The following is a 16,380-nucleotide window of genomic DNA, read 5'->3' on the forward strand; positions in this document are numbered from 1 at the left end:
TAAGTGATGAATGACCAGTATAACAATATTACATTATTAGATGCCGTCGAACGGTATATAATGGGTGATATGAATCCTGATGAGCGGCTGCATTTTGAAAACTTACGCAAGTCCGACAGCGATGTGGATCAGACGGTGGTTGAACATACGCTTTTCGTTCAGAAAATGAACCGCTTTAACCAGTGGCAGAAATTCCAGACCTCCCTTAATGAAATTCACCATAGCCTGTCTGCACAGGGCAAGATCAACGCCGCCAAGCCTAAAGGCGGACGCGTACTGTACCTGTTCAACCGATTTAAGAAAACAGCAGCGATTGCCGCATCCATCGCGGGCATTACTGCGCTGATCGTAAGTGGTATCGTAGGATCGGTGACGCCGAAGGCGCCTGCAGACCAGTTTGAAATACTGAAAAAAGATATCAATACCCTGGCTCAGAAATCAAGGATCCAGGACCGGGAAATCAAAAACCTGAAACAAAATGGTGTAACATCCGTAACGCCTGAAATCCCCTACACCAACAGCGGTACCGGCTTCCTGATCGATGGCAAAGGTTACCTGGTTACCAACAATCACGTAGTGGAAAGCGCTCAAAACGTAGCTGTGCAAAACAGCGAAGGAAAAGAGTTTATCGCCAAAGTGGTTTACAGCAACCCTAAAACAGATATTGCTATTGTAAAAATAGACGACCCCGACTTCAAACCTTTACCCGGCACCCCTTATAGCTTTACTAAAAAATCGACCGATCTGGCCGAACCGATTTTCACTTTGGGATATCCTCGTGAAGAAATTGTATATGGGCAGGGGTATTTAAGCTCCAAAACAGGTTATAACGGAGATACCATGAGTTGCCAGATCGATATCCGCGCTGACAGAGGCAACAGCGGAAGTCCGGTGCTGAATGGCAGCGGAGAAGTGATCGGCATCCTGAATGCGAGGCAAAAAGATGCGGAAGGCGTGGCTTTCGCTGTGCAAAGCCGCAGCATTTTCAACGCGCTCAATGATCTGAAGGCAAAAGGCAGTGATTCTTCGTTAAAAGATATTAAATTGAACACCAAAAGTTCGCTGGCTGGTCTGAAGAGACCACAGCAAACCAAAAAAATAGAAGACTATATCTATATGGTGAAAGTGAACTGAGGCGAACTATAAAGCCAAAACCGGATAAGCGCTACCTTTTGTGTAGCGCTTTTTTTATGCTCATAAAAAAGGCTGTATCAACAAGTCATCTGCTTTTGATACAGCCCCGATATTGTTAAGATCCTGGTCCTACTTAAGCGCCCCAAAGATTGGTGCTATACTCCCCTTTCTCGATCAGGCCATTTAATTGTTTTTGTACAGCCGGCGCATCTTCTTTATAAGTTACACCAAACCATTGCGCAGAGGTAGTGATCACTTTCACGACACCGCCATCTTTGATGAAATTATCTACTACCGCAGGGATCAGGAATTCTGATTTAGGAACTGCGATACTTTCCTTAATGAACGCTTTGAAATCCTTTTCGTAGAGCTCGTATACAGAAGGATGGAAACACCAGAAGTTCATCGACACCACCGTGTCTTTAGAAAGCTCGTCCGGCTGCAGGCCGTCGTCTACTTTTACCTTATCGTCTGCAACGCCAATACCTATGCGCTCTACGACGCTCGCCAGGTTGCCTTTTTCATCCAGACCGCAAACACCGCGGTTCACGGTACCGTGATCAGAAAGCGTATTCATCAAAGGATAGCTGATCACCGCATAGGTTTTCTCATCGCAATCCGTTGTCAAAAACTCCACGGCCTTTTTAAAAGCGTCAAATCCATAAAAATCATCCGCATTGATTACGGCAAAAGGCGTTTTAACTACATTCTTTGTACACAATACTGCATGACCGGTGCCCCAGGGTTTCGTGCGCTCTGCAGGGATTTCAGCCCCGTCGAGGTACATATCCAGCTCCTGGAAAGCAAACTCATAATCCACTTTACCGTCGAGTTTGGAAGCAAACAAGCTGCGGAAATTTCCTTCAAATTGCTGACGTATCAGAAAAACGACTTTTCCGAATCCGGCTTTCACCGCATCTGCAATCGAATAGTCCATAATGGTCTCACCGCTTGGGCCGAAAGACTCAACCTGTTTCATGCTACCGTAGCGCGACGCCATGCCCGCAGCCAAAATCACCAGTGTAGGTTTCATAATCAATAAAGAATTTAAGATTTGGATAGTTTAAGATCCTAAATGTATTTTTAAAATAGATGGTCTCAAAAATAAGGTAATTTAGCCAACACGTATAATTGTAATGCATATAATTGATGAAGGTTCCATAACGACAGAACCAGTCCCTTTCCTTTCGCAAAATAGCGTGAACGTGGATGTGCTGCGACTGGATCAGCTGCATCCTGTGATCAGCGGCAACAAATGGTTTAAGCTCAAGGTGCATCTGGCAAAAGCCCGCGCCGCCGGTGCTAAAGCCGTTGTCACGTATGGAGGCGCTTTCTCCAATCACATCGTTGCTGCTGCAGCGGCCTGCGCCGGCGGCGATATCAAAAGCATCGGGATCATACGGGGCGAAGAGCCTCGCAGCTACAGCCATACCTTACAGGCCGCCGCTCAGTACGGCATGCAGTTCCTCTTCCTGAGCCGCGAGGCATACCGCAACAAACTGCTGCCACCGCCCTTTGACAGCCCGGATTATTATATCATTCCCGAAGGCGGCTATAGCCCCGAGGGCGCAGCAGGAGCCGCTACTATTCCTTACGATCGCGATCGATATGACATCATCGCCTGTGCGGTGGGCACAGGGACAATGATGGCCGGCCTGCTTAACAGCAAGACGCCGCAGGCGCAGGTAATGGGTTTTAGCACGCTCAGGAATCATCAGGGTCTGGAGGATGAGGTGGGACAACTGTTGACCCACCCGCAACAACCCATTGATATCAAGCACCAGTTTCATTTTGGCGGTTATGCCAGGCATTCACCAGAACTGATCCGCTTCATGAATGAGCTTTTCGAAGCAACCGGTATCCCCACTGACTTCGTGTATACCGCGAAATTGTTTTATGGCGTCCACAGCCTGATCAGAGAAAGCTATTTTCCTGAAGGCAGTTCCATTTTGCTGATCCATTCCGGTGGTTTACAGGGAAACGGCTCATTAAGAAAAGGAACGTTAATATTCTAAACCATTCTACGCAGTCTCCTATCTTTGTAGGCTAAGTAGCAATGGCTTAATTATGAAGAGGATATTATTATTTTTATTGACAGGAATCGGCTTTATCAATGTTCAGGCGCAGGAGATGTTACCCGATTTTTCCGTGTACAAGGTAGGTGGCGGTCGCGTGGTGGTGGCATGGACGCATAACTACCAGGGGGTTAAGCAGATCAGCATCCAGCGGTCCACCGATAGCTTAAACTTCTTTAAGACCATTGGAACCCTTCCCGATCCCAGTCTCCAGCAAAATGGTTTTGCAGATGCCAATGCGCCGTCCGACAATATGTTTTACAGAGTCTTTGTGATGTTCGAAGGCGGCAAATACATTTCCACCAAATCCAAGCGTCCCGGCGTCGATTCTACAGGCATGGCAGACGCTTATAACAGTGGCAACCAGTCCAATGTAGAAGTAAATCTCAGCCCGAATTTCTTACCGGCCGGATTCCAGCAGTCTACTTATATTTTTACCTCGCCCGATCGATATGTAAGAGTAGAGCTTCCTTTTGACAAGAGAAAATACGATATCAAGTTCTTTGGCGAAACCGGGCAACCTTTGTTTGAACTCACCGACATCAAGGAACGACGCTTCAAGCTGGACCGCTCCTACTTTGCAACTGCCGGTTATATCAACTTCGAATTATACGCTGATGGCAAGCTGATCGAGAGACACAAGCTGTTCCTGCCCAAAGATTTCTAGCGGCGGCGATTGTTTTCTTTCATTAATTTTAAGGAGACACGAAAGATGTAATACTTGTTCGTTCGCGCGTCCTGTTCAGTGTTGCGCTCTTAAATGATCTCCAGCTCAAACACTTCTTCGAAGTGCATTTTAACCCGCCGTTTCACTTCCTCCATATCAACGGCACGCCCCAGCTCCTTCTGCAGGGAAGTCACCTGTTTGCCCTGGATCCCACAAGGCACGATCATATTGAAATAGTTCAGATCCGTATTGACATTTAAAGCAAAGCCGTGCATGGTAATCCAGCGGCTGGTGCGCACACCAATCGCACAGATCTTGCGCTCACGTCCCCTTTGCTCCGGATCGAGCCACACGCCGGTTTCACCGGCAGAGCGGTCGCCTTTCAGGCCGTAATCGGCCAGCGTGCGTATCACCACTTCTTCGAGGTTGCGCAGGTATTTCCCGATATCCGTATAGAACCGTTCCAGGTCAAATATGGGATAGCCCACCAATTGTTCCGGGCCATGGAAGGTGATATCGCCTCCCCGGTTGATACGGAAAAAATCAATGCCCAGCTTGCTTAGGTGCTCCTCGGTCATGAGCACATTATTCATGTCTCCGCTTTTACCCAGCGTAAACACCGGCGGATGTTCTACAAAAAGAAGATGATGAGCCGTTTCGGGTTTCGGAGCGCCATCCGAAAGTCCGGCATCTTCCATTTCCCGCAGTTTTGTTTTGATGGCTACGTTTTGTTGCAATAGCTGTTCCTGGTAGTCCCATGCGTCTTTGTAGCGCATGTTCCCTAAGTCTTTGAATTGTACCTGTTGCTTCATTCGTGTATAGTCAATAGGTTGAAAGGTTGATGAGCCTTTCGATATCAACTGCTCACCTTTCAACTTAATAATATGACTCAACAAAAATAAACACAATCTGTTCAAAACAACATTCGTTTACCTTTGCACACAAATGATGGAAGAAGAAATATTTCAGGAGCAACCGGATACCAGCGATGAGCTGTATCAGAAGTTTGTGTTTAAAACCGATGCAGGCCAGGAACCCTACCGCATTGACAAGTTTTTAATGAATCGCATTGAAGGAGCGACCCGCAACAAGATCCAGCAGGCGATCCACAATAAAATGGTCCTGGTCGACGGCAACGAGGTGAAGCCCAACTTTAAAATAAAGGCCCACCAGGAGATCGTCGTGTATACCGACACGGCGCCCGATGAGAATGATATTGTGCCTGAACAACTTCCGTTGAATATTTTTTACGAAGACGACCACATCATCATCGTCAATAAAGCCGCGGGCATGGTGGTACATCCGGGCAGCGGCAACTATTCCGGCACGTTGCTGAATGGCATTGCCTGGTATTTGCAACAACAAAATGCCGCGATCGACCTGGACACCCTGCCCCGCTTTGGACTGGTGCACCGGATCGACAAGAACACGAGCGGCTTGCTCGTCCTCGCCAAAACAGAACTGGCGATGCGCCACCTGGCTAAGCAGTTCTTTGATCACACGGTGGACCGCAAATACCTGGCCCTGGTCTGGGGAGATGTGGAGCAGGACGAAGGCACCATCGTGGCCCATGTGGGGCGCAATCTTCGCTTCCGGAAACTTTTTGAAGCCTACCCTGAAGGCGATCACGGCAAGGAAGCCATCACCCATTATAAGGTGCTGGAACGTTTTGGCTATGTAACGCTGGTGCAATGCATCCTCGAAACCGGCAGAACGCACCAGATCCGTGTCCATATGAAACATATCGGTCACCCGCTTTTTAATGACGACTTCTATGGTGGTGACAGGATCGTGAAAGGCACCGTGTATGCAAAATACAAACAGTTTGTCGACAATTGCTTTGCCACCTGTCCCAGGCAGGCGTTGCACGCGAAAACGCTGGGATTTGTACATCCGGCCACCGGCGAGCGGGTATTTTTTGAATCAGAACTGGCGACCGACATATCGGCGGTGATTGAAAAATGGCGGAAATATACGACGGCTTATAAAGGCGCAGAGTAAAAGCCAGCGCTGGTTTTACCGGGAAAAATTTCACAGGTTTTAACAACTTGTGAGGCTGCGTGGTTGCATCAGAATATACCGTGTGCGATTTTTCTGTATATTACAGGTAACGATGGCCTCGGCAAACAAGATACACCTCGGGATCATTAAAGAAGAAAAGATCCCTACTGACAATCGCGTGGCACTGACACCTCAACAGTGTAAATGGTTGTTACGCACACACAACAGCCTTGCTATCTCCGTTCAATCTGCTCCCAACCGCTGTTACAAAGATGCTGAGTATGAACGCGCGGGCATCAGGCTGGCAGATGATATCTCTGACTGCGACATACTGCTCGGCATTAAAGAAGTGCCGGTTGACAGCCTGATCGCCGGTAAGACCTATTTATTTTTCTCGCATACCAAGAAGCAGCAACCGCAAAATAAGAAGCTGCTGCAAACCGTCCTGGAAAAGCAGATCACCCTCATCGATTATGAGTGCCTCGAACATGAAGACGGGCAGCGGATGATCGGCTTCGGATTTTTCGCAGGGATCGTGGGTGCTCACAATGGCATGATGGCTTATGGAAACCGCAGCGGCCTCTATCACCTGGAAAGAGTGTACGAGCAAAAAAATTTCAAAGAACTGATCCATACTTATTTCGGACTGAAATTACCGAACGTTAAAGTGGCCATCACCGGCAGCGGCCGCGTAGCACACGGGCTGATCGAGATCATGAACCTGATGGGCCTGCACGAAGTGGAGCCGGATGAATACCTGGTAAGAAGGTTTGCTTACCCTGTTTACACACAACTAAAAGGCCGCGACCTCTACGCCCATAAAAGCAATAGCAGCTATAACCGGGAAGACTTTCACCAGAATCCGCAGGACTATCAGTGTCAATTCGGGGCTTATGCTTCGCAGACGGACATCCTGTTGAACGGTATTTACTGGGAAGCAGCCATTCCGCGATTATTTGAAACAACCGACATCAGCCGCGACGATTTTATCATTCAGACCATCGCAGATGTATCCGACGATAAACTCGGTTCGATACCCATCAATATTGCCAACGGCTCTATCGATCAACCGGTATACGGCGTCGATAAAGAGACCCTCGGTCTGACGGCACCTTACCGGGAGGGATCGATCGACGTCATGGCAGTGGGTAACCTGCCTAACGAGCTGCCGCGCGATGCCAGCCGGTATTTCGGAGAACAGCTGATCAAATATGTGTTGGACGACTTGCTGAGAAAAGAAGCTAGCCCGGTATTGCAGCGAGCTACCCTGGCACACAACGGTCAGTTAGGAAATGATTTTCAATACCTGCAGGACTATGTGTCTGCCTGAAATAAAAAAGGCCGCGCCAGGGGCGCGACCTTGAATATGGACAATAAGCTGTATTAGCGTAAGAATAACAGCTCACGATATTTTGGCAAATACCATTCTTTGTCATCCACCAGCAACTCTAATTTATCAGCGTGGTAGCGGATTTGTTCAAAGAATTTCGCTTTTACATCAGCTTCGTAAGCGATAGCCTTCTCGCGGGTATCTTCGATCGCGTTGGCTTTCTTGCGCGCTTCGATCATTTGCTCTACGAGGTCGCTGGCTTTATTGATGTGCTCGGATATTTTATCCAGGATCTGTTTTTGATTAGCATAAGCTTCTTCAGTCAGACCCGCTTCTTTCAAGCCTTTGATGTTTTTAGCTAACAGGTTCTGGTAGCGGATCGCAGGAGGAAGAATCATACTGGTAGCCATTTCGCCCATGATACGACCTTCGATCTGTACTTTCTTGATGTATTTTTCCAGTTCGATCTCGTGTCTTGCATGCAGCTCAGAGTGGCTGTAGATGCCATTCTTCACGAACAGGTCTGTATTTTTTTCGTTCACCATTGCGTCAAGCGCCAAAGGAGTTGTTTTCAGATTAGGCAGACCTCTTTTCTCTGCTTCTTTCTCCCAGGCTTCGCTGTAGCCGTCGCCTTCGAACAGGATCTTTTCGCTGCTCACAATATAATCGTTGATCACCTGCATGATAGCGATCTCTTTTTTCTCACCTTTTTCGATCAGTCCGTCTACGTCTGATTTAAAGTTCTTCAGTGTCTGCGCCATGATCGTGTTCAATACCGTCATCGGGCTCGCACAGTTGGCAGTAGAACCTACCGCTCTGAACTCAAACTTGTTACCGGTGAAGGCAAAAGGAGAAGTACGGTTACGATCGGTGTTGTCCAGTAACAGATCAGGAATATTCCTGTGGATGTCCAGTTTCAGCATGCTTTCATCCTGCTCATCCATATCATCGTTCACTCTTTGTTTAATATCGTTCAACACCTTGGTCAGGAATTCACCGATGAACACAGAGATGATCGCAGGAGGCGCTTCATTGGCACCCAGCCTGTGGTCGTTCGGAGCTGAAGCGATAGACGCTCTCAGTACGTCTGCATAGTCATGAACCGCTTTGATGGTGTTTACAAAGAATGTAAGGAACATCAGGTTGGTTTTTGGCGTTTTGCCAGGCGCTAACAGGTTTACCCCTGTGTCTGTAGCGATACTCCAGTTGTTGTGCTTACCGCTACCGTTGATGCCTGCAAATGGCTTCTCATGAAGCAATACGCGCAGACCATGTCTTAAAGCGATACGGGTCATTACATCCATCAACAGGGTGTTATGATCCACCGCCAGGTTGGCTTCTTCGAAGATAGGTGCACACTCGAACTGTGCGGGAGCTACCTCGTTGTGACGCGTTCTCAGAGGAATACCTAATTTGTAGCATTCGTTTTCGAAATCGCGCATGAACGCATATACTCTTTCAGGAATAGAACCGAAATAGTGGTCTTCCAGCTGCTGGTTTTTAGCCGAGTTGTGACCATACAAGGTGCGACCGCACATGATCAGGTCAGGTCTTGCTTTAAATAAACCATCATCTACCACAAAGTATTCCTGCTCCCATCCTAAAGTAGGGGTAACGCGGGTTACATTTCTGTCAAAATAGTTACATACATCTACCGCAGCTTTGTTTAAAGCATCGATCGATTTTAACAACGGCGCTTTATAGTCTAAAGACTCACCGGTATAAGAAATAAATATGGTAGGGATGCACAGCGTACGGCCATGTCCGATCTCGATAATAAAGGGAGGTGAAGATGGATCCCAACCGGTATAACCTCTCGCCTCGAAAGTAGCACGAAGACCACCGTTAGGGAAAGAAGAGGCATCAGGCTCTTGTTGGATCAAAGCCGCACCGTCAAATTCTTCGATCGGCGTACCATCACTTTTCAATGTAAAGAAAGAATCATGCTTTTCAGCAGTAGTACCTGTTAATGGCTGAAACCAGTGTGTAAAGTGGGTAACACCTTTGCTTTCTGCCCAGGCGCGCATACCGTTGGCGATATTCGCTGCCACGTTTCTGTCGATTTTCTGCCCGGATTTGATTGAAGCTACGATGCTTTTGTAGGCATCATCACTCAAATACTCTCTTGCAGTTTTAAGGTTAAATACATGTGAGCCAAACACCGTGGTGATCTTTGGCGTAATTTTTCCCAACTCATCTGTAGTAGCCGGAATGTTTGAAAGTGCAGAAATTCTTAAAGACATCGTGATAAGTTTGTTTTAATTGTGCGCAAATATACGATTTAGTGATTTTTTTCATTAAAAATATTTGTGTTTAGCCGAAAAAATAATAATTATTGAAGAAAATAGCTAAAAAAATTCATATCATACAAATAATTAATTCGTAAATCCGCTTGCAGAGCGTAGATAAGTACTGCCATCGGGCGGGCCATTTTGAGCCCGGGTTTACATCCAGCCCTGCTTGTCCCGGGAAAAAGCTATCTTTCAAAAACCGCCTAATAAACTTTCACCGGCAACAAGGGTCAAAGTCCCAAAATCATTTGCAACGATGCACAGCCTTCTAAAAAAGTTCAACCGTATTTTCCTGTTTTTCGCCATCGGCTTGTTATCCGGCGGCGCCTCTTTGGCCCAGGTAAAACCTAATATCCTCTGGATTACAATCGAAGACACTTCCCCCGAATTTATTGGCTGTTACGGCAATAAAAACGCGAAAACACCTACGATTGACAGCCTAGCGGCAGCGGGCATCCGGTTCACTAACGCGTTCTCCACCAATACGGTTTGCTCGCCCAGCCGGACGACGCTGATTACGGGAGTGAGGACCTATGCCGCAGGGACGGGGCATCATCGCAGTAAATATCCCATTCCGGATTTTATGCATGGCTTTCCTTATTATATGCAGCAAGCCGGGTATTACACTTCCAACAACGTCAAAACCGACTATAACATTGAGGACAACAAAAATTTTATCGCGAAGGCCTGGAACGAAAGCAGCGCTAAAGCCACCTGGAAAAACAGGAAGCCGGGGCAGCCGTTTTTCGCCGTCTTTAATTTTACCGAAAGTCACCAGTCCAAAACCATGACAGACCCTTATGAGGCTTATCGGAAAAACGTGTGGGACAAATTAACGCCGGCAGAACGGACCTATGATGACGCGTTCCCCATGCCACCGTTTTACAATAATTCACCGGCTATGCGCCAGCAAATGGCTCGGGTATACAACGCCATTACGCTCACAGACAAGAGAGTCGCTGAAGTGTTGGACCGGCTGAAGGAAGACCACCTCACCGACAGCACCATCATATTCTTTTTCAGCGATCATGGTGAAGGCATTCCGCGCGGAAAGACCAACGGTATTGACCTCGGCTACCGCGTTCCCTTTGTGATCTGGGTACCGCCTATGTACCGCCAGCTTTCACCGGGCGACACCAAAGGCATCAACGATGAGCTGATCGACTTTGAAGACCTGGCCCCTACCCTGATCCGCCTCGCGGGCGGCACAATACCCTCACACATGAAAGGCCGCATCATCATGGGCCCGGATAAAAAACCATCACCTCCCTTCCTGGAACTATCAACCGATCGGTGCGACAACGGTATTGACATGGTAAGAAGCGTTACAGACGGGCGTTACATCTATTCGCGCAATTACCTGCCCTTTATACCGGAGCTGCGCTATATCAATTACATGGAAATCGGGGCGATCAAAAAGCAAATGCGCCAGGACCTTAAAAATGGAAAGCTGAACGCACTACAGCAACAATATTTTGCGCCCCGGCCAGCGGAATTTTTATTCGATACCGAAACGGATACCTGGGAAGTAAAGAACCTTACGGGTGACCCGGCTCATGACAAAGTGCTGCAACAAATGCGTGCCCGGCTGGATGCATCAATGAAGGCATCGCGCGACGTCATGTTGCTGCCCGAATATGAAATCGCCGAGCTGGCGGCTCAGCAGAAAGATGCCTATAGCTACCGGCTGAGTGAGGATTATGCCTTTGATGCGATCTACGAAGCCGCGTCAATAAGTGGTTTTACAGGAAAACAAATGGCCGATCGACAGGCAGCATTGCTGTCACATCCGAATAAAGTCGTGCGCTACTGGGCCGCACTGGGTTTACGATCGCAACCCGAAACGTTGTTAGCCGGGTACAAAACGGCGCTCCTAAAGGCCGTTCAGGATCCTTATCCGCCGGTAGCCGTGACAGCGGCAGCCACGGCCTACCATATTTTCGCTGACTCGGTTGCTGCAAAAGCATTACGGTCCTTCACAGGCTCAACAAATGATCATATCGCGCTGATGGCCATCAACTACCTGCTCTACACCAACCATCCACAACCCTTTATTGACGCGGTCTCCGGGGCAAGACATACGGCGTTGGACAAAGAAGGGTATGTCAAATGGGCGGCCCAGGATTTCTTGTCCAGGCAGGGAATCATGGAAAACAAAAGAGGTAAGGACAATCCCGGTGAAAAAAGAAGACGGAAGAATAAAAAGCAGTAAGTGGGTTATTTTAAGCGTGATTGATAGGCGAGTCCTGTGAATGACAAGGTATTCAATTTCTGAAACCAGTCTGACAACGAATGTTGTTGCACGGAATTTTTCCAAAGGAAAATGAGCACCGCACGTGCCCGGAACGGGACGCGGAGAAATCTCTTACATAACACAGAGATTGCTCAACTCCGCTTCGCTTCGTTCGCAATGACAGTGGTATGAATAAAGTCACTGCTTCATTGATTTGGCAGCAACATTATTTCACCCGGCGAATGATCAGGGGGACCTTCGGGACGCTCATACATCGGGATATACACCTCAATTCCCCGGCCCTTTTTAAAAACTCCATAACAAAAAGTGCCGGCGAAAGCGCCGGCACTTACAACTTTAAAATATAACATCTGTTAAATCACACGTACTCTCAGTACGCCTTCAATTGATTTTATTTTAGCAATGCTTTCATCGTTGCCGGCCGTTTCCAGGTCCATGATTGTGTAAGCATAATCGCCGCGGCTTTTATTGATCATATCCTTGATGTTGATCTTTGCATCGGCGAGAGCCGTCGAGATCTGTCCCACCATGTTCGGTATGTTTTTATGCATCACAGTGATCCGTTGCGCACCGGATATCGGCATTTCGCAATTCGGGAAATTGACAGAGTTCTTGATATTGCCGGTTTCCAAAAAGGCTTTCGTTTGTCTTGCCGCCATTTCCGCACAGTTATCTTCCGACTCAGGAGTAGAAGCTCCCAGGTGCGGGATTGCGATCACGCCGGGGCGGTTGATCATCTTTTCATTGGGGAAGTCAGTTACATAAGCGCCTACCGTCCCTTTTTCGATCGCGGCCAGGATATCATCGTCGTTCACCAGCTCTCCGCGGGACAGGTTGATGATGCGAACGCCTGGTTTCATCTGTTCAAAAGTAGCTGCATTCAAAGTGCCCTTGGTCTGTGCATTGTAAGGCATGTGCAGCGTGATATAATCAGCGTTCTCAAAGATGGTCTTCAGGTCATTGGCCTTTCTTACCGCGCGCGATAAGCCCCAGGCCGCGTCTACGGAAATATAGGGATCATAGCCCAGCACTTCCATACCGAGATTGGTCGCTGCATTGGCAATCAATACGCCAATAGCACCCAGCCCGATCACACCTAAAACCTTACCTTCAATTTCAGGACCTACAAACTGCGCTTTTCCTTTTTCCACTTCCTTCGCCACATCCTGTGTCAAACCGTTGGCCCAGTTGATCCCTTCTACGATCTTCCTGGACGAGATCAGCATAGAAGTGATCGCCAGTTCTTTTACGGCGTTGGCATTGGCGCCAGGCGTATTGAATACCACGATCCCCTTTTCCGCACACTTATCGATGGGAATATTGTTCACACCGGCGCCTGCACGCGCGATGCTTAACAAAGACTCCGGAAATTCCATTTCGTGCATAGAAGCACTTCTCAATAAGATACCATCGGGATTCGCTGCATTGTCGTCCATGGTATAACCTTCGCCAAACTTGCTCAGCCCGATCTTAGCGATCTTGTTTAATGTTTTTATAGTATAGTTCATTATTCGATTTTAGTTAATTCATGATTTAGATGCGGACAGTAGTTCATTGACCCTAGTCCATCGTCTATCAACACAGCCTACTTATTACCTGCTTCAAAAGCCTTCATAAACTCCACCAGCTTCTGCACACCTTCCAGAGAGATCGCGTTGTAGATACTGGCGCGCATGCCGCCTACAGAGCGGTGTCCTTTCAACTGCACGAAACCCGCTGCAGTCGCCTCTTTGATGAACTTCGCATCCAGCTCTTCATTGCCGGTCACAAAAGGAACGTTCATCACCGAGCGATCTTTGCCGGCTACGGTGCTGTTGAATAAAGAAGATTCATCCAGGAAACCATACAGGGTCTTTGCCTTTTCGATGTTCATTTGTTCCATCGCATCCACACCGCCCTGCTCTTTCACCCAGTTCAGCACGAGGCCCATCAGGTAAATGCCATACGTCGGCGGCGTGTTGTACATGCTTCCATTTTCGATATGCTCTTTGTAGTTGAACATGGTCGGAGTAAAGTCCATCGCGTTGCCCGCCAGGTCTTCCCTGATGATCACCACAGTCACGCCTGCAGGTCCCAGGTTTTTCTGAGCGCCAGCGTAGATCAATCCGAATTTAGATACGTCGTAGTTTTTAGAAAGGATGTCGGAAGACATATCTGCTACCAGCGGAACCGCTCCGGTATCCGGCAGGTCTGCGTAACGTGTACCATAGATCGTGTTATTGGTCGTGATATGGAAATAGTCAGCCTCTTGATCAAATTTAGCGGCATCCAGTTCAGGAATATAGCTGAATGTTTTATCTTCAGAAGAAGCGACCACATTAACGGTGCCGTAGCGCTTGGCTTCCTTGATCGCTTTTTTAGACCAGGCCCCCGTGTTCACATAGTCTGCTTTTTTATTCTTGTTCATCAGGTTCAGCGGCACCATTGCAAACTGGGAAGAAGCGCCACCCTGCAGAAACAGTATTTTGTAGTTTTGAGGCACGTGCATCAGTTCGCGCAAGGTACTTTCTGCCGAATCAAGAATGGACATGAAATCTTTCGAGCGGTGGCTCATTTCCATAACGCTCATTCCACTTGTTCCATAGCACACAATTTCACTTTGTGCTTTCTTTAAAACCGCTTCCGGAAGTGCAGAAGGGCCGGCCGAAAAATTGTAAACTCTTTGCATTGCCAATTGATTATTGTTTAAAATATTGAGGCGCGAATTTAAACTTATCTAACGTAATTACAATCCTGTGCTGTCGTTTTTTAACAGTTATACACATTTAGTGAACAAACTTACATTTCACTGACAGTAATCCGGTGGCTCATCGTCCCCCGAATACACCTCGCAGCCCGTCAGTTTTCACCGGCAGCTATAACAAGATGGAAAACTTGCTGAAGGCAGCCGGAACAACAAACAAACCGGCCGTATTTACTGTTTAAGATCTGTTATCACCGACAGTAGCCTTGCATCAGGGTTGGGATAATTTTTTATTTTTACCATTCAAACAGGATATATGCGTATTACGTCTGAAAACAGGTTCAAGAAGCTGATCGTCATTGGGGACCGCATTTTAATCAAACCTACTAAACCGGATGAGCGCACTGCCAGCGGCCTGTATCTGCCGCCGGGCGTGCAGGAAAAAGAGAAAGTGCAACAGGGTTACGTCATCAAAACCGGGCCGGGCTATGCCATTCCCGTCGCTGTTGACGATGAACCCTGGAAGAGCGAGGAAGACCAGGTGAAATATGTGCCTCTTCAGGCGCGCGAGGGCGATCTGGCTATCTTTCTCATCAATAGTGCTACGGAAGTGATGTACGAGGGAGATAAATACTTCATCGTGCCTCAAAGCGCCATTCTCATGCTGGAACGGGAGGAAGATCTGTGATCTTTCTTTTTAAACAATGTTGCTTCCGTTGATGATCATTAAAGAGTGAGGAAGCATTCAAACTCAGCTTGCATCACCAGGGCAATAACAGTCGGTGACGGCTTTGGTGGCTCATGACCGCGACTAAACCATTAAAACTAAAACATAAAAGATGAAAGGTTTTCATTCGAATATCGAAACACTTACGGTAGACAACCAGGCTTTTAGAAAAGTGCTGTACACATCAAAGCATATGCAACTGGTATTGATGAGCCTCCTGCCGGGCGAAGCCATCGGGGAAGAGGTCCACGAGGAAAACGACCAGTTCTTCCGCTTTGAATCGGGCACCGGAACCTGCACGATCGATGGCCATGAATATGCTGTTGCCGACGGATCGGCGATCATTATTCCGGCGGGGTCCAAACATAATGTGGTGAACACAGGAACCACGGAACTGAAGATGTACACGATCTATGCGCCGCCCCATCACAAAGATGGAATTGTACGCGACACAAAAAAGGACGCCATCGAAAAGGAAGAAGATTTTGACGGACAAACTACCGAATAGATCCATGTTTCGCTGCATCAACCTTTTATTATTGACCATCTTTTGCTGCCGCTCCGTCGTGGCACAGCAGCCTGCGTTTCATATTGAACGCTCGGTAAAGCATTACCGTCAAGAAGCAGCGAGACAACCCGAAACCAGAATGGGTTGAACTGAAGAGCCGGATACCGGGACTGGTCTACGATCTGCGATATGCAAGTGACAGCAACTTCATGCACCGGCGCATGTACCCGCGGGATACGCGCACTGCTTTTTTAAGAAAACCCGCTGCTGATGCCTTGTTCCGGGTGCAGGAGTCGCTGCGCAAAAAGGGTTTGGGATTAAAGATCTTCGACGCTTACCGGCCTTACTCCGTCACTGAAAAATTCTGGGAGCTGGTGCGGGATGAACGATATGTCGCGCATCCTGCCAAAGGCAGCTATCACAACCGGGGCACGGCAGTGGACCTGACGCTGGTGGACCTGGAGACCGGTCGCGAACTGGACATGGGAACGGGATTTGACAGTTTTACGGATACTGCACACCAGGACTTTCAGCAGCTCCCGCCGCAAGTGCTGGACAACCGCTCTTTACTGCGATCCGCGATGGAACTGCAAGGATTCCAGCCACTTCGTACAGAATGGTGGCATTATACATATCGAAGCGAAATCAGTTTCAGCGTGATGGATATCAGCTTTAAACAGCTTAGCCGGTAAGCTGCCAACCTCTGAGAT

14 protein-coding genes are annotated in these 16,380 nt (G+C 47.9%); 9 read left to right on the forward strand and 5 right to left on the reverse strand.

What is annotated here, in order from left to right:
* Nucleotides 1–6 precede the first annotated feature (6 nt).
* Nucleotides 7–1,134 carry a S1C family serine protease gene (locus ACU37H_RS03895; protein ID WP_472703048.1) on the forward strand — a complete coding sequence of 376 codons (1,128 nt, stop codon included), beginning with the start codon at nt 7–9 and terminating at the stop codon, nt 1,132–1,134.
* A 133-nt stretch (nt 1,135–1,267) separates the two neighbouring features.
* Here ACU37H_RS03895 and ACU37H_RS03900 read toward each other — a convergent pair whose 3' ends face one another.
* Nucleotides 1,268–2,167 (reverse strand): sugar phosphate nucleotidyltransferase, encoded by a 900-nt coding sequence (locus ACU37H_RS03900; RefSeq protein WP_472703049.1) that lies wholly within the window; start codon nt 2,165–2,167, stop codon nt 1,268–1,270.
* A 103-nt stretch (nt 2,168–2,270) separates the two neighbouring features.
* On the opposite strand from ACU37H_RS03900, the gene ACU37H_RS03905 reads away from it, so the two are divergent.
* Both ACU37H_RS03905 and ACU37H_RS03910 read left to right on the forward strand, forming a co-directional pair.
* Complete coding sequence (locus ACU37H_RS03905; RefSeq protein ID WP_472703050.1) at nt 2,271–3,149, forward strand: 1-aminocyclopropane-1-carboxylate deaminase/D-cysteine desulfhydrase; 879 nt, start codon at nt 2,271–2,273, stop codon at nt 3,147–3,149.
* A 52-nt stretch (nt 3,150–3,201) separates the two neighbouring features.
* Nucleotides 3,202–3,876: a hypothetical protein gene (locus ACU37H_RS03910; RefSeq protein WP_472703051.1), complete on the forward strand. Its 675-nt coding sequence runs from the start codon at nt 3,202–3,204 to the stop codon at nt 3,874–3,876.
* Nucleotides 3,877–3,965: 89 nt separating this feature from the next.
* Here the strand turns inward: ACU37H_RS03910 and lipB are convergent, their stop codons facing one another.
* Nucleotides 3,966–4,688 (reverse strand): lipoyl(octanoyl) transferase LipB, encoded by a 723-nt coding sequence (gene lipB / locus ACU37H_RS03915; protein WP_472703052.1) that lies wholly within the window; start codon nt 4,686–4,688, stop codon nt 3,966–3,968.
* Between the two features lie 133 nt (nt 4,689–4,821).
* On the opposite strand from lipB, the gene ACU37H_RS03920 reads away from it, so the two are divergent.
* Complete coding sequence (locus tag ACU37H_RS03920; protein ID WP_472703053.1) at nt 4,822–5,877, forward strand: RluA family pseudouridine synthase; 1,056 nt, start codon at nt 4,822–4,824, stop codon at nt 5,875–5,877.
* A gap of 112 nt (nt 5,878–5,989) precedes the next feature.
* Nucleotides 5,990–7,207 carry an NAD(P)-dependent oxidoreductase gene (locus ACU37H_RS03925; RefSeq protein WP_472703054.1) on the forward strand — a complete coding sequence of 406 codons (1,218 nt, stop codon included), beginning with the start codon at nt 5,990–5,992 and terminating at the stop codon, nt 7,205–7,207.
* Nucleotides 7,208–7,260: 53 nt separating this feature from the next.
* Here ACU37H_RS03925 and ACU37H_RS03930 read toward each other — a convergent pair whose 3' ends face one another.
* Nucleotides 7,261–9,450, reverse strand: coding sequence for a glutamine synthetase III family protein (locus ACU37H_RS03930; protein ID WP_472703055.1), 2,190 nt, complete (start codon nt 9,448–9,450; stop codon nt 7,261–7,263).
* Between the two features lie 304 nt (nt 9,451–9,754).
* Between ACU37H_RS03930 and ACU37H_RS03935 the strand changes: the two genes are divergently transcribed.
* Entirely contained in the window at nt 9,755–11,710 is a 1,956-nt protein-coding gene (locus tag ACU37H_RS03935) for a sulfatase family protein (RefSeq protein WP_472703056.1), read from the forward strand.
* 395 nt (nt 11,711–12,105) lie between these two features.
* Here the strand turns inward: ACU37H_RS03935 and ACU37H_RS03940 are convergent, their stop codons facing one another.
* Complete coding sequence (locus ACU37H_RS03940; protein ID WP_472703057.1) at nt 12,106–13,260, reverse strand: phosphoglycerate dehydrogenase; 1,155 nt, start codon at nt 13,258–13,260, stop codon at nt 12,106–12,108.
* Between the two features lie 77 nt (nt 13,261–13,337).
* A complete protein-coding gene (serC, locus tag ACU37H_RS03945) occupies nt 13,338–14,420 on the reverse strand; it encodes a 3-phosphoserine/phosphohydroxythreonine transaminase (protein ID WP_472703058.1) in 1,083 nt (360 codons plus the stop codon).
* Nucleotides 14,421–14,751: 331 nt separating this feature from the next.
* Here serC and ACU37H_RS03950 point away from each other — a divergent pair, with 331 nt between their 5' ends.
* From ACU37H_RS03950 to ACU37H_RS03960, 3 genes are all read left to right on the forward strand, one after another.
* A complete protein-coding gene (locus ACU37H_RS03950; protein ID WP_472703059.1) occupies nt 14,752–15,123 on the forward strand; it encodes a co-chaperone GroES in 372 nt (123 codons plus the stop codon).
* A gap of 151 nt (nt 15,124–15,274) precedes the next feature.
* Nucleotides 15,275–15,670, forward strand: a complete 396-nt coding sequence (locus tag ACU37H_RS03955; protein WP_472703060.1) for a cupin domain-containing protein — start codon at nt 15,275–15,277, stop codon at nt 15,668–15,670.
* A 182-nt stretch (nt 15,671–15,852) separates the two neighbouring features.
* Nucleotides 15,853–16,362, forward strand: coding sequence for a M15 family metallopeptidase (locus ACU37H_RS03960; RefSeq protein ID WP_494407623.1), 510 nt, complete (start codon nt 15,853–15,855; stop codon nt 16,360–16,362).
* Nucleotides 16,363–16,380 lie beyond the last annotated feature (18 nt).

The sequence above is a fragment of the Niabella sp. ZPM-14 genome, from assembly GCF_055693045.2.